The sequence below is a fragment of the Micromonospora sp. RTBAU3-60 genome, assembly GCF_054963695.1.
In genome coordinates, this window is the sequence record NZ_JBUEGB010000006.1 from 74,070 (window position 1) to 96,362 (window position 22,293).

General features: G+C 69.3%; 35 protein-coding genes. All 35 read right to left on the minus strand.

All coding sequences use genetic code 11. The features are described 5' to 3' along the window. Positions 1-3: 3 nt before the first annotated feature. The gene (gene rpsK, locus ACY34I_RS08185; protein ID WP_007073011.1) at positions 4-411 is read right to left on the minus strand and encodes a 30S ribosomal protein S11; all 408 of its coding nucleotides are present in this window, start codon (positions 409-411) and stop codon (positions 4-6) included. 18 nt (positions 412-429) lie between these two features. Further along, complete coding sequence (gene rpsM, locus ACY34I_RS08190) at positions 430-810, minus strand: 30S ribosomal protein S13 (RefSeq protein WP_091262776.1); 381 nt, start codon at positions 808-810, stop codon at positions 430-432. A gap of 259 nt (positions 811-1,069) precedes the next feature. After that, positions 1,070-1,183 carry a 50S ribosomal protein L36 gene (rpmJ, locus tag ACY34I_RS08195; protein WP_073834917.1) on the minus strand — a complete coding sequence of 38 codons (114 nt, stop codon included), beginning with the start codon at positions 1,181-1,183 and terminating at the stop codon, positions 1,070-1,072. A 93-nt stretch (positions 1,184-1,276) separates the two neighbouring features. Next, positions 1,277-1,498 (minus strand): translation initiation factor IF-1, encoded by a 222-nt coding sequence (gene infA / locus ACY34I_RS08200; RefSeq protein WP_007073013.1) that lies wholly within the window; start codon positions 1,496-1,498, stop codon positions 1,277-1,279. Between the two features lie 284 nt (positions 1,499-1,782). After that, positions 1,783-2,322, minus strand: a complete 540-nt coding sequence (locus ACY34I_RS08205; RefSeq protein WP_462753975.1) for a DUF1707 SHOCT-like domain-containing protein — start codon at positions 2,320-2,322, stop codon at positions 1,783-1,785. A 445-nt stretch (positions 2,323-2,767) separates the two neighbouring features. After that, a complete protein-coding gene (gene map / locus ACY34I_RS08210) occupies positions 2,768-3,619 on the minus strand; it encodes a type I methionyl aminopeptidase (protein ID WP_462753977.1) in 852 nt (283 codons plus the stop codon). A gap of 89 nt (positions 3,620-3,708) precedes the next feature. After that, the gene (locus tag ACY34I_RS08215; protein WP_073834919.1) at positions 3,709-4,362 is read right to left on the minus strand and encodes an adenylate kinase; all 654 of its coding nucleotides are present in this window, start codon (positions 4,360-4,362) and stop codon (positions 3,709-3,711) included. Next, entirely contained in the window at positions 4,363-5,691 is a 1,329-nt protein-coding gene (secY, locus tag ACY34I_RS08220) for a preprotein translocase subunit SecY (protein ID WP_148793481.1), read from the minus strand. 232 nt (positions 5,692-5,923) lie between these two features. Then, positions 5,924-6,367 carry a 50S ribosomal protein L15 gene (rplO, locus tag ACY34I_RS08225; protein ID WP_462753980.1) on the minus strand — a complete coding sequence of 148 codons (444 nt, stop codon included), beginning with the start codon at positions 6,365-6,367 and terminating at the stop codon, positions 5,924-5,926. Continuing rightward, positions 6,367-6,549, minus strand: a complete 183-nt coding sequence (gene rpmD / locus ACY34I_RS08230) for a 50S ribosomal protein L30 (RefSeq protein WP_013473693.1) — start codon at positions 6,547-6,549, stop codon at positions 6,367-6,369. The genes rplO and rpmD overlap by 1 nt, the downstream gene beginning before the upstream one ends. Next, complete coding sequence (gene rpsE / locus ACY34I_RS08235; RefSeq protein WP_073834922.1) at positions 6,549-7,163, minus strand: 30S ribosomal protein S5; 615 nt, start codon at positions 7,161-7,163, stop codon at positions 6,549-6,551. Before rpsE ends, rpmD begins: the two co-directional genes overlap by 1 nt. Positions 7,164-7,196: 33 nt before the next feature. After that, positions 7,197-7,586 carry a 50S ribosomal protein L18 gene (gene rplR, locus ACY34I_RS08240; protein WP_366598247.1) on the minus strand — a complete coding sequence of 130 codons (390 nt, stop codon included), beginning with the start codon at positions 7,584-7,586 and terminating at the stop codon, positions 7,197-7,199. Further along, positions 7,583-8,125 (minus strand): 50S ribosomal protein L6, encoded by a 543-nt coding sequence (gene rplF / locus ACY34I_RS08245; RefSeq protein WP_148793477.1) that lies wholly within the window; start codon positions 8,123-8,125, stop codon positions 7,583-7,585. Before rplF ends, rplR begins: the two co-directional genes overlap by 4 nt. Positions 8,126-8,141: 16 nt before the next feature. Continuing rightward, positions 8,142-8,549, minus strand: a complete 408-nt coding sequence (rpsH, locus tag ACY34I_RS08250) for a 30S ribosomal protein S8 (RefSeq protein WP_013288624.1) — start codon at positions 8,547-8,549, stop codon at positions 8,142-8,144. A gap of 70 nt (positions 8,550-8,619) precedes the next feature. Continuing rightward, positions 8,620-8,805, minus strand: a complete 186-nt coding sequence (locus tag ACY34I_RS08255) for a type Z 30S ribosomal protein S14 (RefSeq protein ID WP_007073023.1) — start codon at positions 8,803-8,805, stop codon at positions 8,620-8,622. A gap of 1 nt (position 8,806) precedes the next feature. Continuing rightward, entirely contained in the window at positions 8,807-9,376 is a 570-nt protein-coding gene (rplE, locus tag ACY34I_RS08260) for a 50S ribosomal protein L5 (protein WP_111134441.1), read from the minus strand. Further along, positions 9,376-9,696: a 50S ribosomal protein L24 gene (gene rplX, locus ACY34I_RS08265; RefSeq protein ID WP_172896341.1), complete on the minus strand. Its 321-nt coding sequence runs from the start codon at positions 9,694-9,696 to the stop codon at positions 9,376-9,378. Before rplX ends, rplE begins: the two co-directional genes overlap by 1 nt. Further along, positions 9,693-10,061 (minus strand): 50S ribosomal protein L14, encoded by a 369-nt coding sequence (rplN, locus tag ACY34I_RS08270; RefSeq protein WP_007465279.1) that lies wholly within the window; start codon positions 10,059-10,061, stop codon positions 9,693-9,695. Before rplN ends, rplX begins: the two co-directional genes overlap by 4 nt. Before the next feature lie 98 nt (positions 10,062-10,159). Further along, positions 10,160-10,435, minus strand: coding sequence for a 30S ribosomal protein S17 (rpsQ, locus tag ACY34I_RS08275; protein WP_091125141.1), 276 nt, complete (start codon positions 10,433-10,435; stop codon positions 10,160-10,162). Beyond that, on the minus strand, positions 10,432-10,668 hold the full coding sequence (rpmC, locus tag ACY34I_RS08280) for a 50S ribosomal protein L29 (protein ID WP_007073028.1): 237 nt from the start codon (positions 10,666-10,668) through the stop codon (positions 10,432-10,434). Before rpmC ends, rpsQ begins: the two co-directional genes overlap by 4 nt. Then, a complete protein-coding gene (gene rplP, locus ACY34I_RS08285) occupies positions 10,668-11,093 on the minus strand; it encodes a 50S ribosomal protein L16 (RefSeq protein WP_148793475.1) in 426 nt (141 codons plus the stop codon). The genes rpmC and rplP overlap by 1 nt, the downstream gene beginning before the upstream one ends. A 3-nt stretch (positions 11,094-11,096) precedes the next feature. Next, positions 11,097-11,966: a 30S ribosomal protein S3 gene (gene rpsC / locus ACY34I_RS08290; RefSeq protein ID WP_148793473.1), complete on the minus strand. Its 870-nt coding sequence runs from the start codon at positions 11,964-11,966 to the stop codon at positions 11,097-11,099. Further along, on the minus strand, positions 11,966-12,421 hold the full coding sequence (rplV, locus tag ACY34I_RS08295) for a 50S ribosomal protein L22 (RefSeq protein WP_073834929.1): 456 nt from the start codon (positions 12,419-12,421) through the stop codon (positions 11,966-11,968). Before rplV ends, rpsC begins: the two co-directional genes overlap by 1 nt. Positions 12,422-12,461: 40 nt before the next feature. Further along, complete coding sequence (gene rpsS / locus ACY34I_RS08300; RefSeq protein WP_007073032.1) at positions 12,462-12,743, minus strand: 30S ribosomal protein S19; 282 nt, start codon at positions 12,741-12,743, stop codon at positions 12,462-12,464. 15 nt (positions 12,744-12,758) lie between these two features. Continuing rightward, on the minus strand, positions 12,759-13,598 hold the full coding sequence (gene rplB / locus ACY34I_RS08305) for a 50S ribosomal protein L2 (protein ID WP_148793471.1): 840 nt from the start codon (positions 13,596-13,598) through the stop codon (positions 12,759-12,761). A 12-nt stretch (positions 13,599-13,610) separates the two neighbouring features. Next, positions 13,611-13,913, minus strand: coding sequence for a 50S ribosomal protein L23 (rplW, locus tag ACY34I_RS08310; RefSeq protein WP_073834931.1), 303 nt, complete (start codon positions 13,911-13,913; stop codon positions 13,611-13,613). Then, the gene (rplD, locus tag ACY34I_RS08315; protein ID WP_148793469.1) at positions 13,910-14,560 is read right to left on the minus strand and encodes a 50S ribosomal protein L4; all 651 of its coding nucleotides are present in this window, start codon (positions 14,558-14,560) and stop codon (positions 13,910-13,912) included. The genes rplW and rplD overlap by 4 nt, the downstream gene beginning before the upstream one ends. Next, positions 14,557-15,222: a 50S ribosomal protein L3 gene (rplC, locus tag ACY34I_RS08320; RefSeq protein ID WP_148793467.1), complete on the minus strand. Its 666-nt coding sequence runs from the start codon at positions 15,220-15,222 to the stop codon at positions 14,557-14,559. Before rplC ends, rplD begins: the two co-directional genes overlap by 4 nt. Positions 15,223-15,233: 11 nt before the next feature. Continuing rightward, positions 15,234-15,542, minus strand: a complete 309-nt coding sequence (rpsJ, locus tag ACY34I_RS08325) for a 30S ribosomal protein S10 (protein ID WP_007073037.1) — start codon at positions 15,540-15,542, stop codon at positions 15,234-15,236. A gap of 354 nt (positions 15,543-15,896) precedes the next feature. Further along, the gene (gene tuf, locus ACY34I_RS08330; protein WP_148793465.1) at positions 15,897-17,090 is read right to left on the minus strand and encodes an elongation factor Tu; all 1,194 of its coding nucleotides are present in this window, start codon (positions 17,088-17,090) and stop codon (positions 15,897-15,899) included. A gap of 223 nt (positions 17,091-17,313) precedes the next feature. Continuing rightward, entirely contained in the window at positions 17,314-19,410 is a 2,097-nt protein-coding gene (gene fusA, locus ACY34I_RS08335) for an elongation factor G (protein WP_462753990.1), read from the minus strand. A 75-nt stretch (positions 19,411-19,485) separates the two neighbouring features. After that, positions 19,486-19,956 carry a 30S ribosomal protein S7 gene (gene rpsG / locus ACY34I_RS08340; RefSeq protein WP_462753992.1) on the minus strand — a complete coding sequence of 157 codons (471 nt, stop codon included), beginning with the start codon at positions 19,954-19,956 and terminating at the stop codon, positions 19,486-19,488. 1 nt (position 19,957) lies between these two features. Next, positions 19,958-20,332 carry a 30S ribosomal protein S12 gene (gene rpsL, locus ACY34I_RS08345; RefSeq protein ID WP_007465318.1) on the minus strand — a complete coding sequence of 125 codons (375 nt, stop codon included), beginning with the start codon at positions 20,330-20,332 and terminating at the stop codon, positions 19,958-19,960. Positions 20,333-20,865: 533 nt separating this feature from the next. Further along, positions 20,866-21,288, minus strand: coding sequence for a hypothetical protein (locus ACY34I_RS08350; protein WP_462754155.1), 423 nt, complete (start codon positions 21,286-21,288; stop codon positions 20,866-20,868). 633 nt (positions 21,289-21,921) lie between these two features. Beyond that, positions 21,922-22,290: a hypothetical protein gene (locus ACY34I_RS08355; RefSeq protein WP_148793461.1), complete on the minus strand. Its 369-nt coding sequence runs from the start codon at positions 22,288-22,290 to the stop codon at positions 21,922-21,924. Positions 22,291-22,293 lie beyond the last annotated feature (3 nt).

The following is a 22,293-nucleotide window of genomic DNA, read 5'->3' on the forward strand; positions in this document are numbered from 1 at the left end:
CTCTCAGACCCGGCGACGCTTCGGCGGACGGCACCCGTTGTGCGGCTGCGGGGTGACGTCGGAGATCTGACCGACCTCGAGGCCCACGGCCTGCAGCGAGCGGATGGCGGTCTCCCGGCCGGAGCCGGGTCCCTTGACGAACACGTCGACCTTGCGCATGCCGTGCTCCATGGCCCGACGCGCGGCGGCCTCGGCGGCCAGCTGCGCGGCGAACGGAGTCGACTTGCGGGAGCCCTTGAAGCCCACCTGGCCGGCGGAGGCCCAGGAGATGACCGCACCGGTCGGGTCCGTGATGGACACGATGGTGTTGTTGAAGGTGCTCTTGATGTGCGCCTGCCCGTGGGCGACGTTCTTGCGTTCCTTGCGCCGGACCTTCTTGACGGCGGCTCCGGCACGAGCCTTCGGTGGCATAAGTCTGTGCGCTCCTAGTTACTTCTTGCCGGGCTTCTTCTTGCCGGCCACGGTCCGCTTCGGGCCCTTTCGGGTCCGCGCGTTGGTCTTGGTCCGCTGGCCACGGACGGGCAGGCCCCGGCGGTGCCGGATACCGGCGTAGCAGCCGATCTCGACCTTGCGGCGGATGTCAGCGGCGACCTCGCGGCGAAGGTCACCTTCAACCTGGTAGTTGGCCTCGATGTGGTCGCGGAGCTGCACGAGCTCCTCGTCCGTGAGGTCCCGAGCGCGCTTGTCCGGCGAGATACCGGTGGCGGCGAGCGTCTCCAGGGCACGGGTGCGACCGACCCCGAAGATGTAGGTGAGCGCGATCTCCATCCGCTTGTCGCGGGGGAGGTCCACGCCGACTAGACGTGCCATGTGCGGGCGTACTCCTCGTGATGTTGTGGCGGAGGTGTGGACCCGTCCCACCCCGCTACCGACCGTCCCTGTCCTTCCGGCGTCACGCGCCGGCGACCGGGATCGGTCGCTGCCCGAGCGGGCCCCGGCCTCCGACCGGGGGTCAACCACGAGGGAGTACGCGCTGCGTACGGCTCGCGGCTGGGACGAGCATGTGCTGTGTTGTCTGGATCTGCGGCCCGGACCGATCCGACCGGCCGTCACGACCGGTGGGACTGGTTCAGCCCTGGCGCTGCTTGTGGCGCGGGTCCTGGCAGATGACCATGACCCGGCCGTGCCGGCGGATCACCCGGCACTTGTTGCAGATCCTCTTGACGCTCGGCTTGACCTTCACGGTTGCCTTACTTCCCATCTGGCCCGGAGGCGCGACGAGGCGCGACGCCGGACGTCGAAGACGGACACGGGGACGTCCCGGCCGTCGTCAGGCTTACTTGTAGCGGTAGACGATGCGCCCGCGGGTCAGGTCGTACGGCGAGAGTTCGACGACGACCCGGTCCTCCGGCAGGATGCGGATGTAGTGCTGCCGCATCTTGCCGCTGATGTGAGCCAGCACCTTGTGGCCGTTCGCGAGCTCCACGCGGAACATGGCGTTCGGCAGGGGCTCGATGACCCGACCCTCGATCTCGATGGCTCCGTCTTTTTTCGGCATGTCCTCCGCTGTCCTGACGTCGGTTGCTCCGGACGGCCCACAACGTCTTACACGGGTGAACTGATCAAAATCAGGAAACCCGCGCCAGCCGCGGCTCCAGCTCCCACCGAAGCGCGGGGTGGGCATGCCGGAGTGGACGCTGTGCGCCGATCAGAAAGTGTACGCCCGCCTGCGCGCCGCCGCCAAACCGGCCGCGCATCCGACCACCGGCCGGGGAAATTCGTCAAGCCACGCCGACCTGGCGTGACGCCGGCCACACCGCTGCCGCGCGGCGGCGGCTGCCGCTACCGATCCCCCGCGTCGCCCGCCTGCCGCCGGGCCTCCCGGCGGGCCCGGCGCCGCTCCCGGCGCCCCGCCGCGCGGCGGGGCTCGCCGGTGGCCAGGCCGCCCGCGGTACGCATCAGCAGCACGGCACCCCACGGGACGAGCGCCCAGACCGGCCAGTAGAAGACCAGTTCCCCCGAGCCGAGGCAGGAGAGCAGCCAGACCGCGGTCAGGATCGCCGCCACCCGCAGCCAGGGCAGCCACGCTTCGATCAACCACCGGGTCGAGCTGGCGGCCGGCACCGGCGGCTCCGCGGACACCGGGGCGGGCTCGGGGCCGCGCTGCACGGGCGCCAGGGCCGACCGGTCCGCCGGCGGGGGCCCGGGCAGGTCCGCCAGCACCGCCGCCAGGTCGCCGTAGGTCTTCGCGCCGTAGGCCCGCCCCAGTCGTTCGTCGTACTCGTGCAGGTTGAGCCGGCCCTCCTCCAGGGCCACCCGGAGCCGCTCCGCCGTGGCCTCACGGTCGGCGTCGGCCGCCCGCATCCCGCTCCGCCCGTCCATGACGGTAAGCATGACATCGGCACGCCAGTTGCCGGAAACGCCCTTTCCGGGCGACCGACCCTGGCCGGCGACGAGCAGGCCGCAACATCGGGGACGAACCTCCCAGCCGTCGCCCTACGAACTTGATGACGCAAACGGATCGGCCTGGTTCGAGTGCCGGCACGGAGCCTCCGGATCGCCGCTGCCAGGCCGGCACCAGGCCCGGCGGGGTGGAGGCCGCCTCCGGCGCCGGGCGTCGACGCCGGGCGTCGGGCGTCGGGCGTCGGGCGTCGGGCGTCGGGCGTCGGGCGTCGGGCGTCGAATCGTCTACGACATCAAGTTCGTAGCGACGCGCAAGGCATGCCTGGATCGGTGCTGACCGAGGCGGTGGTGACGCCGTGGCTGCCGGCCGGCGCGCCTCCGGGACACCCGCGCCGAGGATCGGCCGCCGGGCCGGACGGGCCGGTCAGATCGCTGGGGAGTCCGCCGGCTGGCGGGCGGTGACCAGGTCACCGAGCCGGGCCCGGCCGCCGTCCTCGGCGGTCAGCACCCACACACCGTCGTCCAGCAGGGCCATCGAGTGCTCGACGTGCGCCGCCACCGACCCGTCCCGGGTGACCACGGTCCAGCCGTCCGCCTGCTCGACCGTACGCGGCGAGCCCATGGTGATCATCGGCTCGATCGCCAGCGCCATGCCGGGCACCAGCCGGGGGCCCTTGCCCGGGCGTCCGTGGTTGAGCACGTGCGGGTCCTGGTGCATCTCGGTGCCGATGCCGTGCCCGCCGTACCCGTCGACAATGCCGTACCGGCCGGCCTTGCGGACCGCGTGCTCCACCGCGTGGGAGATGTCGGTGAGCCGGCCCTTCCCGCCGGCCGCGCCGCGGGCGGCGGCGGCGATGCCGGCCCACATCGCGTCCTCGGCCACGGCGGCCATCCTCAGCAGGGCCGGGTCGGCCTCGCCCACGCCGACCGTGATCGCCGCGTCGCCGTGCCATCCGTTGAGCACCGCACCGCAGTCGATCGAGATCAGGTCGCCCTCGCGGAGCACCTGCTTCGAGGACGGGATGGCGTGCACCACCTGCTCGTTGACCGAGGAGCAGATCGACGCCGGGTAGCCGTGGTAGCCCTTGAACGATGGAACGGCGCCGGCCTCCCGGATGGTGGCCTCGGCGATCGCGTCGAGGTCGGCCGTGCTCACACCGGGGGCGACCGCCTCCCGCATCCGACGCAGCGCGCGAGCGACCACCAGACCGGCGGCCCGCATCATCTCGATCTGGTCGGGGGTCTTCAGCTGGATGTCCAGCTGGGGACGACGCATGGGGGCGTTACCTTTCGTTGCGCGGAACAGCGGGGCACGTCGCACGTACCCCGCTGTTCGCACTCTATCCGCCGGAGGCCGGCGGGACGTCAGCCGCCGTAGGAACGGAGGGCGTCGATGGCGCGGACGGTGACGTCCTCCACCGGCCCGGTCGCGTCGATGCCGACGAGCTTGCCCTGGGCGCCGTAGTAGTCGACCAGCGGCGCGGTCTTCTCGGCGTACTCCCGGAGCCGGGCGGCGATGGTCTCCGGCTTGTCGTCGTCCCGCTGGAACAGCTCGGCGCCGCAGCGGTCGCAGATTCCCTCACGCGTGGTGGCGTCGAACTCGACGTGCCAGATCTTGCCGCAGCCCCGGCAGGTGCGCCGGCCGGAGAGCCGCCGGATCACCTCGTCGTCGTCGACGACCAGTTCCAGCACCAGGTCCAGCGCGGTGCCGAGGTCGGCGAGGAGCTTGTCCAGCGCGGCGGCCTGCGGGGTGGTACGCGGGAAGCCGTCGAGCAGGAAGCCCTCACTGGCGTCCGGCTCGGCGAGCCGGTCCCGCACCATGTTGATGGTGACCTCGTCCGGGACCAGCTTGCCGGCGTCCATGTATCGCTTCGCCTCGACGCCCAGCGGCGTGCCCTGGGAGACGTTCGCCCGGAAGATGTCCCCGGTCGAGATCTTCGGCACCGACAGGTGAGCGGCGATGAACTCCGCCTGTGTGCCCTTGCCCGCGCCCGGCGGGCCAACCAGAACGAGTCGCATCTACCGCAGGAACCCTTCGTAGTTCCGCTGCATGAGTTGGCTCTCGATCTGCTTCACGGTCTCCAGACCGACGCCGACCATGATGAGCACAGCGGTGCCGCCGAACGGGAAGTTCTGGAACTGCTGGTTGTCGAGCCAGATGAAGAAGAAGTTCGGCAGGATCGCGATGATGCCCAGGTAGAGCGCACCCGGCAGGGTGATCCGGCTGAGGATGAAGTCGAGGTACTCGGCGGTCGGCTTGCCGGGGCGGATGCCCGGCACGAAGCCGCCGTATTTCTTCATGTTGTCCGCGACCTCGGTCGGGTTGAACGTGATCGACACGTAGAAGTACGTGAAGAAGATGATCAGCAGGAAGTAGATCGCGATGTGCTCCGGCGCGCTCGCCTTCACGATGTGGTTCTGGATCCAGGCCTGGGTCTTGCCCGGGTTGGTCTGGTCGAAGAACTGGAGCGCGAGCTGCGGCAGGTAGAGCAGCGACGAGGCGAAGATGACCGGGATGACGCCGGCCTGGTTCACCTTCAGCGGGATGTAGGTGGAGGTGCCGCCGTACATCCGCCGGCCGATCATGCGCTTGGCGTACTGCACCGGGATCCGGCGCTGGGCCTGCTCGATGAAGGTGACCGCGGTGATGACCAGCAGGACCAGGGCGATGACGAGGAGGAACATCCCCCAGCCCTTGGTGGTCTTGATCTTCCAGCCCTCGCTGGGCAGCCGGGCGGCGATCGAGGTGAAGATCAGGACGGACATGCCGTTGCCGACGCCGCGGTCGGTGATCAGCTCGCCGAGCCACATCACCACGCCGGTGCCGGCGGTCATGGTCATGACCAGGATGCCCAGGGTCAGCCAGTCCGGGATGCCGGTGTCCCGCGGGACGATCGGCCACTGGTCGCAGCGGTTCTGGAAGAGCTGCCCGGAGCGGGCCAGCGCCACGAACGCCGAGGACTGGAGGATGCCCAGACCCAGCGTCAGATAGCGGGTGTACTGGGTGATCTTCGCCTGGCCGGCCTGACCCTCCTTGCGGAGCTGCTCCAGCCGCGGGATGACCACGGTCAGCAGCTGCAGGATGATCGACGCGGTGATGTAGGGCATGATGCCCAGCGCGAAGACCGAGAGCTGGAGCAGCGCGCCACCGCTGAAGAGGTCCAGCAGGTTCAGCACGCCGGTGCCGCCGCCCTGGATGGCGTCGAGGCACTTCTGCACGTTGCCGTACGAGACGCCGGGGCTGGGCAGGGTGGCGCCGAGCCGGTAGACCGCGATGATGCCTACTGTGAACAGCAGCTTCTTGCGCAGGTCAGGCGTTCGGAACGCACTGAGAAAGGCGGACAGCAACTTCTTCCTCCTGCGCGACGCGGGCCGCCGGTGATCACTGGCGGAGCGGGGTGGGTGCCGGGCGAGTGCCCGATATCCATAGCTGGGATGGGACTCTAACAGCCCGATCCCGGTCGGGGCAGATGTGCCCGGCTACATAAAACGAATCCGATGTTACCCGGCGCACATTCGCCAGGTAGACCGTGGCGCCCGCCCAGTCACGCGGAACTGAGCGGGCGCCATGTGTCGTGCCTTACAGCTCGGTGACCGAGCCACCGGCAGCGGCGATCTTCTCCTTGGCCGACGCGCTGAACGCGTGCGCCGACACCTGGAGCGCCACTCCGCCGAGGTCGCCGGTGCCGAGCACCTTGACCGGCTGGCCCTTGCGGACCGCGCCGGCCTCGACCATCTCGACCGGGCCGACCTGGCCGCCGTTCGGGAAGAGCTCGGCGAGCCGGTCCAGGTTGACCACCTGGAAGACGACCTTGAACTTGTTCTTGAAGCCCTTCATCTTCGGCAGGCGCATGTGGATGGGCATCTGCCCACCCTCGAACGCCGGCGAGATGTTCTTCCGGGCCTTCGAACCCTTGGTACCGCGGCCGGCGGTCTTGCCCTTGGAGCCCTCACCGCGACCCACGCGGGTCTTCTCGGTCTTGGCCCCCGGCGCCGGACGCAGGTGGTGGACCTTGATCGTCATTACTCGACCTCCTCGACCTTCACGAGGTGGTTGACCGTGAAGATCATGCCCCGGATCTCCGGCCGGTCCTCCTTGACCACCACGTCGTTGATCCGCTTGAGACCGAGCGAACGCAGCGAGTCACGCTGGTTCTTCTTGGTCCCGATCTCGGACCGGACCTGGGTGACCTTCAGGCGCGCCATCAGGACGCCACCCCCGCCCGGGACGCCAGCATCGCGGCCGGCGCGACGTCCTCGACCGGCAGGCCACGACGGGCCGCGACCGCCTCCGGCGACTCGAGCGCCTTCAGGGCCGCCACCGTGGCGTGCACGATGTTGATCGGGTTGGACGAGCCGAGGCTCTTGGAGAGCACGTCGTGGATGCCCGCGCACTCCAGCACGGCACGCACCGGACCACCGGCGATGACGCCCGTACCGGCCGAGGCCGGCTTGAGCAGCACCACGCCGGCCGCGTCCTCGCCCTGCACCGGGTGCGGGATCGAGGCGCCGATCCGCGGCACCTTGAAGAAGTGCTTCTTGGCCTCCTCGACACCCTTGGCGATCGCCGCGGGCACCTCCTTGGCCTTTCCGTAGCCCACGCCGACGGTGCCGTCGCCGTCGCCCACGATCACCAGGGCGGTGAAGCTGAAGCGACGACCGCCCTTCACGACCTTGGCGACGCGGTTGATCGCGACGACCCGCTCGAGGTGCGGGGTCTTCTCGACGGGCGCGTTTCCGCGGCCGCCCTCACGGCGGTTGTCGCGGCGACCACCCTCGTTGCCACCGGACCCGCCGCCACGGCGCTGTTGACCTGGCATCAGCAGCCTTCCTTCTCTCTCGTGACGGGGTTTCTAGAACTCGAGCCCGGCTTCGCGGGCGGCGTCGGCAAGCGCGGCGACCCGCCCCGCGTACCGGTTGCCACCGCGGTCGAAGACGACCTTCGAGATGCCGGCGGCCTTGGCCCGCTCGGCGAGCAGGGCGCCGACCTTGCCGGCCAGGGCGCTCTTGTCGCCCTCGGCGCCGCGCAGCGAGGCGTCCAGGGTCGAGGCCGACGCCAGGGTGTGACCCTTGGTGTCGTCCACGATCTGGGCGACCATGTGCCGCAGGGAGCGGGTGACGACCAGGCGGGGACGCTCGGCGGTGCCGCTGATGTTCTTGCGGACCCGGAAGTGCCGACGCGCACGCCCGACGGCACGCTTGGCGGCGACGCCGCGGCGGCGCTTGAGCAGCGTGGCGCTCACTTCTTACCTGCCTTTCCAGCCTTGCGGCGGATGACCTCGCCCTGGTACTTGACGCCCTTGCCCTTGTAGGGCTCCGGCGGGCGGATCTTCCGGATGTTGGCGGCAACCTCGCCGACCTGCTGCTTGTCGATGCCGGCCACGTGGAACAGCGTCGGCCGCTCCACCGTGAAGGTGATGCCCTCCGGCGCCGGCACCAGCACCGGGTGCGAGAACCCGAGCGCGAACTCCAGGTCCTTGCCCTTGGCGGTGACGCGGTAACCGGTGCCGGCGATCTCGAGGCTCTTGCGGTAGCCCTCGGTCACGCCGACGATCATGTTGGCGACCAGCGTACGGCTCAGGCCGTGCAGCTCCTTGGCCTTGCGCTCGTCGTTCGGCCGGTTGACGTGCAGCGCACCGTCCTCGCCCCGCTCCGCCGTGATCGGCTCGGCGAGGACGTGGGTCAGCTCGCCCTTCGGGCCCTTGACCTTGACGGTCTGGCCGTCGATCGTGATGTCGACGCCGGCTGGCACCGGGATCGACTTACGTCCAATACGCGACATTTCTACCTGTCTCCCGTTACCAGACGAAGGCGAGGACTTCCCCGCCAACGCTCCGCTTGCGGGCCTGCCGGTCGGTGAGCAGCCCCTGGGACGTCGAAATGATCGCCACACCCAGCCCGCCGAGCACCCGCGGGAGCCCGTCCGACTTGGCGTAAACCCGCAGACCGGGCTTGGACACGCGCTTGATGCCGGCCAGGCTCCGCTCCCGGTTCTGGCCGTACTTCAGCTCGACGACCAGTCGCTTGCCGACGGCGCCCTCCTCGGGCTCCTCGACCGACCAGGTGGCGATGTAACCCTCGGCCTTGAGGACCTCGGCGATGTTCGCCTTGATCTTCGAGTAGGGCATCGTCACCCGGTCGTGGTACGCCTGGTTGGCGTTACGCAGACGCGTGAGCATGTCTGCGATCGGGTCGGTCATCGTCATGGAATTCGTCAGCCTTTCTCGCCGCGGTTCCCCGGGCACGCCCGGGGCCTACGGCGAAGAGCAATAGCTATTACCAGGAAGCCTTGGACACGCCGGGCAGCTCACCGCGGTGGGCCATCTCCCGGATGCACACCCGGCAGAGACCGAACTTGCGGTAGACCGCCTTCGGACGCCCGCACCGCTGGCAGCGGGTGTACGCGCGAACCGAGAACTTCGGCTTCGCGGCCGCCTTGAGGATCAGCGCCTTCTTGGCCATCTCAGTTCTCCTTGAACGGGAAGCCCAGGAGCTTGAGCAGCGCCCGGCCCTCGTCGTCGGTCGTGGCGGTCGTGACCACCGTGATGTCCATGCCCCGCTGGCGATCGATCTTGTCCTGGTCGATCTCGTGGAACACCGACTGCTCGGTCAGACCGAACGTGTAGTTGCCGTGCCCGTCGAGCTTGCGCCCGTCGAGGCCGCGGAAGTCGCGGATACGCGGCAGCGCGATGGACAGCAGCCGGTCCAGGAACTCCCACATCCGGTCGCCGCGCAGGGTGACCTTCGCGCCGATCGGCATGCCCTCACGAAGCTTGAACTGCGCGATGGACTTGGTCGCCCGCCGCACCTGCGGCTTCTGGCCGGTGATGGTGGCCAGGTCGCGGACGGCGCCGTCGATCAGCTTGGCGTCCCGAGCGGCCTCGCCGACACCCATGTTGACGACGATCTTGACCAGCCGCGGCACCTGCATCGGGTTGCCGTAGTTGTACTGCTCGCGCAGCTGGGCCACGATCTCGTTGCGGTACCGCTCCTTGAGGCGCGGCATGGTCTTGGTTTCGGTAGCCGTGGTCATCACAGGTCCTTACCGGTGCTACGCGCGATGCGGACCTTCTGGCCGTTCTCGTCGATCCGGTAACCGACGCGGGTCGGCTTGCCGTCGGAGTCCAGGACCTGCACGTTCGAGACGTGGATCGGGGCCTCCTGGGTGACGATGCCACCGGTCTTGGCGCCACGCTGGGTGGTGCTGATGCGGGTGTGCTTCTTGACCCGGTTCACGCCCTCGACCAGGACCTTGTCCTGCCGCGGGTAGGCCGCGATGACCTTACCCTTGGCACCCTTGTCCTTGCCGGCGATGACGACGACCGTGTCGCCCTTCTTGACCTTCACGGTCACAACACCTCCGGCGCGAGGGAAATAATCTTCATGAACCGCTTGTCCCGCAGCTCGCGGCCCACCGGGCCGAAGATGCGGGTACCGCGCGGGTCCCCACCGTCCTTGATGATGACGGCGGCGTTCTCGTCGAAGCGGATGTACGAGCCGTCCGGCCGCCGCCTCTCCTTGGCGGTGCGAACGACGACGGCCTTGACGACGTCGCCCTTCTTCACACCGGCACCGGGGATCGCGTCCTTGACCGTGGCCACGATGACGTCGCCGATGCTCGCGTAGCGCCGACCGGAGCCACCGAGAACCCGGATGCACAGGATCTCCCGGGCACCCGTGTTGTCGGCGACGCGCAGTCGCGACTCCTGCTGAATCACGTCTATCTCCTATGTCTGCCGGTTCTCCGGCCGCCCACAGGCGGCCGGAGCCTGGCGGAACCTGCGCCCGACCGATGCCGGCCGAGCTCGAGCCTTCGCTACTTGGCCTTCTCGAGGATCTCCACGAGCCGCCACCGCTTGGTGGCGGAGAGCGGCCGGGTCTCCATGATCAGGACCCGGTCGCCGATCCCGGCGGAGTTCTGCTCGTCGTGGACCTTGAGCTTGCTGGTCCGGCGCATGATCTTGCCGTACAGCGCGTGCTTGACCCGGTCCTCGACCTCGACCACGACGGTCTTATCCATCTTGTCGCTGACCACGAGGCCCTCACGCACCTTGCGGCGGGCCCGCGCGGTGGCGGTGGTGTTCTCACTCATGATGCAGTCACCTCAGTCGGCGCGGCCGAGAGACCCAGCTCACGCTCACGCATGATCGTGTAGATCCGGGCGATCTCCCGACGGATGACCTGCAGCCGCCGGTTGTTGTCCAGCTGCCCGGTTGCGGCCTGCACGCGGAGGTTGAACAGCTCCGCCTTCGCCTCACGCAGCTTCGTGACCAGCTCCTCCTCGGAGAGCTCACGCAGCTCGGAGGCCTTGACGCCCGCTGCCATCAGGATTCACCCACTTCGCGCGTAACAATGCGGCACTTCATCGGGAGCTTGTGGATCGCGCGACGCATCGCCTCTCGCGCGATCTGCTCGTTGGGGAAGGACATCTCGAAGAGGACCCGCCCCGGCTTGACGTTGGCGACCCACCACTCGGGCGAACCCTTACCGGAACCCATCCGGGTTTCCGCCGGCTTCTTGGTGATGGCCTGGTCCGGGAAGATCGTGATCCAGACCTTGCCACCACGCTTGATGTGCCGGGTCATCGCGATACGCGCCGCCTCGATCTGACGGTTGGTCACGTACGCCGGCTCGAGAGCCTGGATCCCGAACTCGCCGAACACCACCCGGTTGCCACCCTTGGACGCGCCGTGGCGGTCCGGGTGGTGCGGCTTGCGGAAGCCCTTCGGGGGCTTGCGCGGCATCAGCATCTGTCAGCCCTCCTGCTGCGTTTCTGCCGGAGTCGAAGCAGCCGCGGCGACAGCACCGCTGTCGATCGGCTCGCCGCTCGGCGTCTCGGCCTGCTGCGCGATGGTGGTCGCGGCAGCCCGGCCGGCCTCGGTGCCACCGGCAGTCGTGCCGGACGAACCCGACCGGCCGCGGCGCGGCCGCTCGGGACGCTCGCCGCGCTCACGGCGCGGGCGGGACGGACCGGCCTCGGCCGGAGCCTCCCGGCCCGGGACGGCGTCGCCCTTGTAGATCCAGACCTTCACGCCGATCCGGCCGAAGGTGGTACGGGCCTCGAAGAAGCCGTACTCGATGTTGGCCCGCAGCGTGTGCAGCGGAACCCGGCCCTCGCGGTAGAACTCGGTCCGGCTCATCTCGGCGCCACCGAGACGGCCCGAGACCTGCACCCGGATGCCCTTGCAGACCGGGTTCTTCATCGCGGACTGCATCGCCTTGCGCATGGCCCGACGGAAGCTGACCCGGCTGGACAGCTGCTCGGCGACGCCCTGGGCGACCAGCTGTGCGTCCGATTCGGGGCTCTTCACCTCGATGATGTTCAGCTGAACCTGCTTGCCGGTGAGCTTCTCCAGCTCGCCCCGGATCCGGTCGGCCTCCGCACCCTTACGGCCGATGACGATGCCCGGCCGGGCGGTGTGGATGTCGACGCGGACCCGGTCCCGGGTGCGCTCGATGTCGACCTTGGAAATGCCGGCGCGCTCCAGGCCCTTGGACATCATCCGGCGGATCTTGACGTCCTCGCCGATGTAGTCCTTGTAGAGCTTGTCCGCGAACCAGCGGGACTTCCAGTCGGTCGAGATGCCGAGCCGGAACCCAGTGGGGTGAACCTTCTGACCCATTACTCGGCACCCTCCGTCGTGCTCTGCCCCTCAGCGGCCTCGGCCTGCTTGGCCGGGGCGGCCTTCTTCGCCGACTTCTTCGGCGCGGCCGGCGCCACCGCCTCGACCGCCACGGTGATGTGGCAGGTGCGCTTGCGGATCCGGTACGCCCGGCCCTGCGCCCGCGGCCGGAACCGCTTCATGGTCGGGCCCTCGTCGACGAACGCCTCGCTGACGAGCAGCGCGTCGGGGTCCAGCCGCTCGTTGTTCTCCGCGTTGGCGATCGCGCTCGCGAGCACCTTGTACACCTGCTCGCTCGCAGCCTGCGGCGCGAACTGCAGCACCGTGAGCGCCTCCTTCGCGGGCAGGCCGCGGACGAGGTTGACCACCCGGCGCGCCTTCATCGGCGAGATGCGCACGTGCCGCGCAACCGCCCGCGCGCCCGGAAGCACCGGAGCGTCGCCCTTTCCTGGCATCGCTGTAACCCCTTGTTCCTCTATCCGTATGCCCGCGGCGTCAGCGCCGGCGGCTCTTCCGGTCGTCCTTCTCGTGACCCTTGAACGTGCGGGTCAGCGCGAACTCGCCGAGCTTGTGCCCGACCATGGCCTCGGTCACGAACACGGGGACGTGCTTGCGTCCGTCGTGCACGGCGATCGTGTGCCCGAGCATCTCGGGGATGATCGTCGAGCGCCGCGACCAGGTCTTGATGACGTTCTTCGAGCCCTTGTCGTTCTGCGTCTCCACCTTCTTGAGCAGGTGGTCGTCGACGAACGGGCCCTTCTTCAGGCTGCGAGGCATCTGTCAGCTCTCCTGTTAGCCGCGCTTGCGGGTGGCGTAGCGGCGGCGGACGATCAGCCGGTCGCTCGGCTGGCCCTTACGACGGGTGCGGCCCTCGGGCTTACCCTGCGGGTTGACCGGGTGGCGACCACCGGAGGTCTTACCCTCACCACCACCGTGCGGGTGGTCGACCGGGTTCATCGCGACACCACGGACGGTCGGGCGCTTGCCCTTCCACCGCATCCGGCCGGCCTTACCCCAGTTGATGTTCGACTGGTCGGCGTTGCCGATCTCGCCGATGCTGGCGCGGCAGCGCACGTCGACCCGCCGGATCTCACCGGACGGCATGCGGAGGGTCGCGTACGCGCCCTCACGGCCGAGCAGCTGGATGCCGACGCCGGCCGAGCGGGCCAGCTTGGCGCCACCGCCCGGGCGCAGCTCCACGTTGTGGATCGTGGTGCCGACCGGGATGTTGCGCAGCGGCAGGTTGTTGCCCGGCTTGATGTCGGCGCTCGGGCCCGACTCGACGGCGTCGCCCTGCTTCAGGTCCTTCGGCGCGATGATGTAGCGCTTCTCGCCGTCGGCGTAGTGCAGCAGCGCGATCCGCGCGGTGCGGTTCGGGTCGTACTCGATGTGGGCGACCTTCGCCGGCACGCCGTCCTTGTCGACCCGCTTGAAGTCGATCAGACGGTACTGGCGCTTGTGGCCGCCACCGTGGTGCCGCGTGGTGATCCGGCCGTGGGCGTTGCGACCGCCCTTCTTCGGCAGCGGAGCAAGCAGCGACTTCTCGGGCGTCGACCGGGTGATCTCGGCGAAGTCGGCGACGCTCGAGCCACGCCGTCCCGGCGTCGTCGGCTTGTACTTACGGATAGCCATTGTCTACACCCCTCAGCTGACCGGGCCGCCGAAGGCCTCGATACGGTCACCGTCAGCCAGCTTCACGATCGCCCGCTTGGTGGCCTTGCGCTGACCGAAGCCGGTCTTGGTGCGCTTGCGCTTGCCCTCACGGTTGAGCGTGTTGACCGTCAGGACGCGGACGTTGAAGATCTGCTGGATCGCGATCTTGATCTCGGTCTTGTTCGCGTCCGGGTGCACCAGGAAGGTGTACCAGTTGCGGTTCAGCTCGCTGTAGCTCTTCTCCGAGACGACCGGCGCGACGATGATGTCGCGCGGATCGGCGATCGTGCTCACTTGCCACCCTCCTCGGTGGTCTCGGCGGGAACGCCCAGGAACTCGTCCAGGGCCTCCTTGGTGAAGACCACGTCGTCGGCGACCAGCACGTCGTACGTGTTGAGCTGGCCGGCCTCGATCAGGTGCACCCGCGGCTCGTTGCGCAGCGACACCCAGTTCAGCTCGTCGGTGCTGCTCAGCACGACCAGGACGCGCCGGGCGTCGGTCAGCTTCGCCAGCGTGGCCAGCGCGGCCTTGGTCGACGGCTTCTCGCCCGAGACGAACGCCTCGACGACGTGCACCTGGCCGGCGCGGGCCCGGTCGGAGAGGGCGCCACGCAGGGCGGCGGCCTTCATCTTCTTCGGGGTGCGCTGGCTGTAGTCGCGCGGCACCGGGCCGTGGACCACGCCACCGCCGGCGAACTGCGGCGCGCGGGTCGAGCCCTGGCGGGCACGACCGGTGCCCTTCTGCTTGTACGGCTTCTTGCCTCCACCGGAGACCTCGCCGCGGGTCTTGGCCTTGTGCGTGCCCTGCCGGGCCGCCGCGAGCTGAGCCACCACGACCTGGTGCATCAGCGCGATGTTGGCCTGGGCGTCGAAGATGTCGGCCGGCAGCTCGACCGAGCCGCTCTTGGTGCCTTCGACGCTGAGGACGTCAACGGTGGTCACTTGGCCGCACCGCCCTTCTTCACCTTGGTCTTGGCCGCGGTACGGACCAGGACCAGCGCGCCCTTGGGGCCGGGGATGGCACCACGGACGAGCAGGAGGTTGTTCTCGGTGTCGACCGCCTGGACGGTCAGGTTCTGGACGGTGTAGCGCACGCCACCCATCCGACCCGCCATCCGGGTGCCCTTGAAGACGCGACCCGGGGTCGCGCACGCGCCGATCGAGCCCGGCGAGCGGTGCTTGCGCTCGACACCGTGGCTGGCGCGCAGACCGTGGAAGCCGTGCCGCTTCATCGGGCCGGCGTAGCCCTTGCCCTTGGTCTTGCCGGTGACGTCGATGGTGACGCCGGCCGGGAACTCCTCGACCGTGACCTCCTGGCCCAGCGAGTAGTCCGCGGCGTCGACGGTGCGCAGCTCGACGATGTGCCGGCGCGGCGCGACGTCCGCCTTGGCGTAGTGCCCGGCGATCGGCTTCTTGACCTTGCGCGGGTCGATGGCCCCGTACGCCAGCTGGACCGCGGAGTAACCGTCCTTGTCGGCGCTACGAACCTGGCTCACGACGCACGGGCCGGCCTGAACCACGGTCACCGGGACAACGCGGTTGTTGTCCCAGACCTGGGTCATGCCGAGCTTTGCGCCCAGGATCCCCTTGACTTGCCTGTCCATTTGTCCGGTCCCTACAGCTTGATCTCGATGTCGACGCCAGCCGGCAGGTCGAGGCGCATGAGCGAGTCGACCGTCTTCGGGGTCGGGTCGATGATGTCGATCAGACGCTTGTGCGTGCGCATCTCGAAGTGCTCGCGCGAGTCCTTGTACTTGTGCGGCGAGCGGATAACGCAGAAACGGTTGATCTCCGTGGGCAGCGGCACCGGGCCAGCGACCTGCGCCCCGGTACGCGTCACCGTCTCGACGATCTTCCGAGCCGAGGAGTCGACGACCTCGTGGTCATAGGCCTTGAGCCGGATGCGGATCTTCTGTCCCGCCATGGTGGCTTCTGTTCCTTCTCTCGATGCCGCTGTGTTGCGGGCGCCTGCACCGGCTGGCACAGGCCCACTTCCGCCGACCCCCGCGGTCGGGCGTGTCGCGCCCGTGGGCCGGGCTCCGCCCCGGAACTCCGAAGCGGTTCTCCGACCACGCGGTGGGTCATGGCGCCGATCGCGTTACCGCGACCTGGACGCCGCGCGAGGGTGGTTGACCGCCAGGGGCGATCAACCACCCTACGCGAGACTGTCGGTCACCCGGAGGTCCAGCAGACACCGGACGCAGGCGACTGACCGTCGTTACGCAACCTGACTAGTATGCCGCACGACCGGCGGCGACGCTAATCGGGGTTACCCAGCTCACTTGATGATCTTGGTGACGCGACCCGCGCCGACCGTACGGCCACCCTCCCGGATCGCGAACTTGAGGTTCTCCTCCATCGCGATGGGCTGGATCAGCTTCACGGTCATCGTGGTGTTGTCGCCCGGCATGACCATCTCGGTGCCCTCGGGCAGCGTGACGACACCGGTGACGTCCGTGGTCCGGAAGTAGAACTGCGGACGGTAGTTCTGGAAGAACGGGGTGTGGCGGCCACCCTCCTCCTTGGAGAGGATGTAGACCGTCGCCTCGAACTCCGTGTGCGGGGTCGTGGTGCCCGGCTTGATGACGACCATGCCGCGCTCGACGTCCTCGCGCTTGATGCCGCGGAGCAGCAGGCCGACGTTCTCGCCCGCGCGGGCCTCGTCGAGCAGCTTGCGGAACATCTCGATGCCGGTGCAGACCGTCTTCTGCGACTTCTCGCGGATACCGACGATCTCCACCTCCTCGTTCGGCTTGAGGATGCCGCGCTCGGCGCGGCCGGTGACCACGGTGCCGCGACCGGTGATGGTGAAGACGTCCTCGATCGGCATGAGGAACGGCTTCTCGGTCTCGCGCTCCGGCTGCGGGATCGCGGTGTCGACGGCGTTCATCAGGTCCATGAGCTTCCCGGTCCACTCCGGGTCGCCCTCGAGGGCCTTCAGCGCCGAGACCCGGACGACCGGCAGGTCGTCACCCGGGTACTCCTGCGAGGAGAGCAGCTCGCGGACCTCGAGCTCGACGAGCTCCAGGAGCTCCTCGTCGTCGACCATGTCGCTCTTGTTGAGCGCCACGACGATGTACGGCACGCCGACCTGACGGGCCAGCAGCACGTGCTCGCGGGTCTGCGGCATCGGGCCGTCGGTCGCCGCCACCACCAGGATCGCGCCGTCCATCTGGGCGGCACCGGTGATCATGTTCTTGATGTAGTCGGCGTGACCGGGGCAGTCGACGTGCGCGTAGTGACGCGCCTCGGTCTGGTACTCGACGTGCGCGATCGAGATCGTGATGCCGCGGGCCTTCTCCTCCGGCGCCTTGTCGATCTCGTCGAACGGCGTGTACGGGTTCAGGTCCGGGTACTGGTCGTGCAGGACCTTGGTGATGGCCGCCGTCAGCGTCGTCTTACCGTGGTCGATGTGACCAATGGTGCCGATGTTGACGTGCGGCTTAGTCCGCTCGAACTTCGCCTTCGCCACTGGTGTCCTCCTGTGGACTTTCTTGGTTCGTTCGCCCCGGCGCGCCAGGTCGGCGCTTAGGACTCTGTCGACAGCCTTTCCGACCTGACGGCCGGAGAGCCTTTGTGGGTTCTGCGGCGATGAAGCCTACAGGCCCGGATTCACACAACTCGCCCGAGGTGGCCGCGGGCGGGAGATCCCTCCCGCGACCAGCCCCGGCTCATCGGATCAGCTCAGGTGAGCGTCACTCACCAGTCGCCTTGGCGATGATCTCCTTCGCCACACTCTGCGGAACCTCGGCGTAGGAGTCGAACTGCATGCTGTAGCTAGCCCGGCCCTGGGTCTTCGACCGCAGGTCGCCGACGTAGCCGAACATCTCCGACAACGGCACCAGGGCGCGGACGACGCGGGCACCGCCGCGCTCCTCCATCGCCTGGATGATGCCACGGCGGGAGTTGAGGTCGCCGATGACGTCACCCATGTTCTCCTCAGGAGTGGTGACCTCAACGGCCATCATCGGCTCGAGCAGCGCCGGGTCGGCCTTGCGGGCCGCCTCCTTCAGCGCCATCGAACCGGCGATCTTGAACGCCATCTCGGACGAGTCGACCTCGTGGTACTGACCGTCCACCAACGTCAGCTTGACACCCACCAGCGGGAAGCCGGCGAGGATGCCGTACTGCATGGCGTCCTGGGCGCCCGCGTCCACCGAGGGGATGAACTCCCGGGGGATACGACCACCGGTGACGGCGTTCGCGAACTCGTAGGTCGGCGAGTCGTTGTCCAGCGGCAGCGGCTCCAGGCTGATGATGACCCGGGCGTACTGGCCGGAACCACCGGTCTGCTTCTTGTGGGTGTACTCGACCTTCTCCACCGTGCGGCGGATGGTCTCGCGGTACGCCACCTGCGGCTTACCGATGTTCGCCTCGACGTTGAACTCGCGGCGCATCCGGTCGACCAGGATGTCCAGGTGCAGCTCGCCCATGCCGGAGATGACCGTCTGGCCGGTCTCCTCGTCCAGCTTGACGCGGAAGGTCGGGTCCTCCTCGGCCAGCCGCTGGATGGCGGTGCTGAGCTTCTCCTGGTCGGCCTTGGTCTTCGGCTCGATGGCGACCTCGATGACCGGCTCCGGGAAGGTCATCGACTCCAGGATGACCGGGTTCGCCGGGTCGCACAGCGTGTCACCCGTGGTGGTCTGCTTCAGGCCCTGGACCGCGATGATGTCGCCAGCCTTGGCGGAGCTGCGCTCCTCCCGCTTGTTGGCGTGCATCTGGTAGATCTTGCCGATCCGCTCCTTGCGGTCCTTGGTGGAGTTGACCACCTGGGACCCGGACTCGACCACACCCGAGTAGACCCGGACGTAGGTGAGCTTGCCGAGGTGCTTGTCGGTCTGGATCTTGAAGGCCAGGCCCGAGAACGGCTCCGAGGTCGACGGCTTCCGCTGCATCGGGGTCTCGCCGTCGGTCGCCGTGCCCTCGATCGCCGGGATGTCCAGCGGCGACGGCAGGTAGGCGACCACCGCGTCGAGCATGGGCTGGATGCCCTTGTTCTTGAACGCGGTGCCGCAGAACACCGGGTTGGCCTTGCCGGCGATGGTGGCGCGGCGGATGCCGGCCTGGATGTCCTCGACGGAGAGCTCCTCGCCCTCGAGGTACTTCTCCATCACCGAGTCGTCGACGTCGGCCAGGGTCTCCAGCAGCTTCTCGCGCCACTCGGCAGCGGTGTCCGCCAGCTCGGCCGGGATCTCCTCGATCGCGTAGTCCTCACCCTTCTGGGTCTCCCCGCGCCAGGTGAGGGCGCGCATGCCGACCAGGTCGACCACGCCGACGAAGTCGGCCTCGGCGCCGATCGGCACCTGGAGGACCAGCGGGGTGGCGTTGAGCCGGTCGATCATCATCTGCACGCAGCGGAAGAAGTCGGCACCGGTCCGGTCGAGCTTGTTGACGAAGCACATCCGGGGGACGTTGTACTTGTCCGCCTGGCGCCAGACGTTCTCCGTCTGCGGCTCCACGCCGGCGACACCGTCGTAGACCGCGACCGCACCGTCCAGAACCCGCAGCGACCGCTCGACCTCGACCGTGAAGTCGACGTGGCCGGGCGTGTCGATGATCTGGATCGTGTGGCCCTTCCACTCGCACTTCGTGGCGGCGGAAGTGATGGTGATACCGCGCTCCTGCTCCTGCTCCATCCAGTCCATGACGGCAGCGCCCTCGTGGACCTCACCGATCTTGTAGGTGATACCGGTGTAGAACAGGATCCGCTCGGTGGTAGTGGTCTTACCGGCATCGATGTGCGCCATGATGCCGATGTTGCGTACGTTGGCGAGCGCGTCTGCGGCGGCCACTTCAATCCCTACTTATCGTCGTCTCGACACAACTGGTGGCGGTTCCGGCGCCTCGTGAGCGCCGGAACCAGGGTGTTACCAGCGGTAGTGCGCGAAGGCCTTGTTGGACTCGGCCATCTTGTGCGTGTCCTCGCGCCGCTTGACGGCGGCACCAAGGCCGTTGCTCGCGTCCAGCAGCTCGTTCATCAGCCGCTCGATCATGGTCTTCTCGCGCCGGGCGCGGGAGTAGGTGACCAGCCAGCGCAGGCCCAGGGTGGTCGCCCGGGCGGGCCGGACCTCGACCGGGACCTGGTAGGTGGCGCCACCGACGCGGCGGCTGCGCACCTCAAGGGTCGGCTTGACGTTGTCCATCGCCCGCTTCAGGGTGACGACCGGGTCGGTGCCGGACTTCTCGCGGCAGCCCTCGAGGGCGGCGTACACGATGCGCTCGGCGAGCTGACGCTTGCCACGCAGCAGGATCTTGTTCACGAGCTGGGTGACCAGCGGCGAGTTGTACACCGGGTCAGCAACCAGCGCCTTCCGCGGAGCGGGTCCCTTACGCGGCATGTCAGCTCTTCTCCTTCTTCGCGCCGTAACGGCTGCGCGCCTGCTTGCGGTTGCGGACACCCTGGGTGTCCAGCGAACCGCGGACGATCTTGTACCGCACGCCGGGGAGGTCCTTCACCCGGCCGCCGCGGACGAGCACGATCGAGTGCTCCTGCAGGTTGTGGCCGACACCCGGGATGTACGCGGTTACCTCGATCTGGCTGCTGAGCTTGACACGAGCGACCTTGCGCAGCGCCGAGTTCGGCTTCTTCGGGGTGGTGGTGTACACGCGGGTGCACACGCCGCGCCGCTGGGGGGACCCCTTCAGCGCCGGGGTCTTGGTCTTGGTCGTCTTGGCCTGGCGGCCCTTTCGGACCAGCTGCTGAATGGTGGGCACCGGGTTTCTCCGCTCCCTTCGGCCGCTGCGAGGCGACCGCGCTGTCTGCTCGTTAGCCGACCTGGTGGACGGCTCTCCTACATTCCAACCAGGGCCACCTGACGGGGGTCCCAGCACCCGCGGTCGGGCGTGTCGCCCGCATCACGGTCCCGGTGCGCCGTTCACACGTCGTACCGGGTTTCTGTCACCGGCGCAGAACAATCCAAACGCCAGATCTTGGACTTGGTCGTGCCGCCGCGCGATCACCGGGGACCGGGTCCAGCGCACGCACGCATTGCCCGGGCGCGCCCGGGCACAAGGGGAAAGGGTACCTACCACAGCCGCGCAGGTCAAAACCGAGCGGTCCGCGAACCCGTCTGATGGTCCACCGGCCGATCGCGTCTTTCCTGCCCGCCCGCAACGGGCACCTACGGTGACAAGTGTACCGGCTTCCCCACGGATCACCCTCAGGGCCCCGGTTCCGCCCGACCGCCGGATCCCCTCGTGCGGCGGTCGCCCCTGGTCAGCCCGGCGGACCGGCCGCCGGGCGCCGCTCACGTGAGTTGCACCACCAGCGCCACCCCGAGCCCGAGCAGGCTGAGCGCCAGTCCCACTCCCCCGCAGCTCAGACCGGCCACGGCCAGTCCCCGCCCGGTGAACCGGACCGCCGGCGGGGGTGCCGGGCGCCCGATCTGCCGGCGGGCCAGCAGCCCGGCCACGACGGCGGCAGCGCCGGCGAGCGCGCCGAGCACCGTGAACGCCCCGGCCGCCCAGGCTCCGCCGAAGTTTGGCCCGGCGATGCCGAAGCAGAAGACCAGCAGCGACACCAGGATCGAGGCGATCCCGGTGACCAGTGAACCGATGGCGAGCCCCGAGGCCACCGGGGGCACGTCCAGATGGACCACACCGAACGGGGTGCCGGGGACCGGGTCGACCCGCTTCGGCGGGCGCGGGGCCTCCTGCGGGGGCGGCGGCAGCGCCCCTGGCCAGGGAGCGGCCGCCGGGGGCACCGGCGCCCGGGCGCCGCCGGGCGGCACGCTGCCCGGGGCCGCCCACTCACCGCCGCCGGCCGGCACATTTCCCGGGTACGCCCCGGGCGGTGTCCATCCGTCGACACGCGGCGGCGGGCCCCAGTGCGGCCCGGGTCCCGTCGGCAGGGCGTACCCCCGGTGGTGGGGCGGAACGCCGGGCGGAGCCGGCGGCTGGCCCGGTGCGGCACCCGGGGCCGACGGCCGGACGGGCGGGTACAGCCCGGGCGGCGTGGGCTGCTGCCCGGCGGGCGGGTACGGCCCGGCCGGCGGCCAGGGCCCGGGCGGGGACGACTGCGGGGTGACCGGCGGTGGGGCGTACCCCAGGCTGGCGGGCTCCGGCGACGTGCTCGACCCCTCGTCGGGCCCGACCCTCGGCGCGGCCCACGGGCTGGCGGGTGCCGGGCCCGGCGTGGCGGACTCCGGCCCGGCGACGGACCGGGTCGGGTCGTCCCCCGGCGATGGGGCCGGTTCCGTCACGGGGTCCTCCTGTCGACGCGACTCACCCGCCACGCGGCGGACACCGGCCAGGCTACCGTCGCGGCTCCCGCCGGCGGGTCCGGGCGCGGGGCCCCCGCCCGGTCAGTCGACGTTCGGGGGGTAGTCGTGCCCGAAGGGGGCGTCGGCGAGCCGGACCACCCCGATCACCACGGCCGCCACCACCGCGACCGCACACAGCACCAGACCCGCCCAGGCCAGCCGCTCCCCGCGCCGCAGCCAGTCCGCACCGGTGAGGAACCCACCCGAGGCGTACGCCTCCCGCCGGGCCTGCCGGGCGAGCCACAGGGCGATGGTCGACGGCACCACGCCGCCGATGAACAGCCCGGTCAACCCGCCGATCAGCCCCAGGGCGAAAACGGCGCGGGCCTTCGTCGAGCGGACCGGCTCAGGGTCGAGGGGATGGCGCGGCCCCTGCTGGGCGACGGGCACCTGCCCGGGCGCGGTCGTCATGCC

Coding starts and splice junctions, on each gene's coding strand:
- rpsK (WP_007073011.1), bottom strand. CDS start 411: ATGCCACCGAAGGCTCGTGCCGGAGCCGCCGTCAAGAAGGTCCGGCGC.
- rpsM (WP_091262776.1), bottom strand. CDS start 810: ATGGCACGTCTAGTCGGCGTGGACCTCCCCCGCGACAAGCGGATGGAG.
- infA (WP_007073013.1), bottom strand. CDS start 1,498: ATGCCGAAAAAAGACGGAGCCATCGAGATCGAGGGTCGGGTCATCGAG.
- ACY34I_RS08205 (WP_462753975.1), bottom strand. CDS start 2,322: ATGGACGGGCGGAGCGGGATGCGGGCGGCCGACGCCGACCGTGAGGCC.
- map (WP_462753977.1), bottom strand. CDS start 3,619: ATGCGTCGTCCCCAGCTGGACATCCAGCTGAAGACCCCCGACCAGATC.
- ACY34I_RS08215 (WP_073834919.1), bottom strand. CDS start 4,362: ATGCGACTCGTTCTGGTTGGCCCGCCGGGCGCGGGCAAGGGCACACAG.
- rplO (WP_462753980.1), bottom strand. CDS start 6,367: ATGACGATCAAGGTCCACCACCTGCGTCCGGCGCCGGGGGCCAAGACC.
- rpmD (WP_013473693.1), bottom strand. CDS start 6,549: ATGGCGCGCCTGAAGGTCACCCAGGTCCGGTCCGAGATCGGGACCAAG.
- rpsE (WP_073834922.1), bottom strand. CDS start 7,163: ATGCCAGGTCAACAGCGCCGTGGCGGCGGGTCCGGTGGCAACGAGGGT.
- rplF (WP_148793477.1), bottom strand. CDS start 8,125: ATGTCGCGTATTGGACGTAAGTCGATCCCGGTGCCAGCCGGCGTCGAC.
- rpsH (WP_013288624.1), bottom strand. CDS start 8,549: ATGACGATGACCGACCCGATCGCAGACATGCTCACGCGTCTGCGTAAC.
- ACY34I_RS08255 (WP_007073023.1), bottom strand. CDS start 8,805: ATGGCCAAGAAGGCGCTGATCCTCAAGGCGGCCGCGAAGCCGAAGTTC.
- rplE (WP_111134441.1), bottom strand. CDS start 9,376: ATGACCACGGCTACCGAAACCAAGACCATGCCGCGCCTCAAGGAGCGG.
- rpsQ (WP_091125141.1), bottom strand. CDS start 10,435: ATGAGTGAGAACACCACCGCCACCGCGCGGGCCCGCCGCAAGGTGCGT.
- rpmC (WP_007073028.1), bottom strand. CDS start 10,668: ATGGCAGCGGGCGTCAAGGCCTCCGAGCTGCGTGAGCTCTCCGAGGAG.
- rplP (WP_148793475.1), bottom strand. CDS start 11,093: ATGCTGATGCCGCGCAAGCCCCCGAAGGGCTTCCGCAAGCCGCACCAC.
- rpsC (WP_148793473.1), bottom strand. CDS start 11,966: ATGGGTCAGAAGGTTCACCCCACTGGGTTCCGGCTCGGCATCTCGACC.
- rplV (WP_073834929.1), bottom strand. CDS start 12,421: ATGCCAGGAAAGGGCGACGCTCCGGTGCTTCCGGGCGCGCGGGCGGTT.
- rpsS (WP_007073032.1), bottom strand. CDS start 12,743: ATGCCTCGCAGCCTGAAGAAGGGCCCGTTCGTCGACGACCACCTGCTC.
- rplB (WP_148793471.1), bottom strand. CDS start 13,598: ATGGCTATCCGTAAGTACAAGCCGACGACGCCGGGACGGCGTGGCTCG.
- rplC (WP_148793467.1), bottom strand. CDS start 15,222: ATGGACAGGCAAGTCAAGGGGATCCTGGGCGCAAAGCTCGGCATGACC.
- rpsJ (WP_007073037.1), bottom strand. CDS start 15,542: ATGGCGGGACAGAAGATCCGCATCCGGCTCAAGGCCTATGACCACGAG.
- rpsG (WP_462753992.1), bottom strand. CDS start 19,956: ATGCCGCGTAAGGGACCCGCTCCGCGGAAGGCGCTGGTTGCTGACCCG.
- ACY34I_RS08355 (WP_148793461.1), bottom strand. CDS start 22,290: ATGACGACCGCGCCCGGGCAGGTGCCCGTCGCCCAGCAGGGGCCGCGC.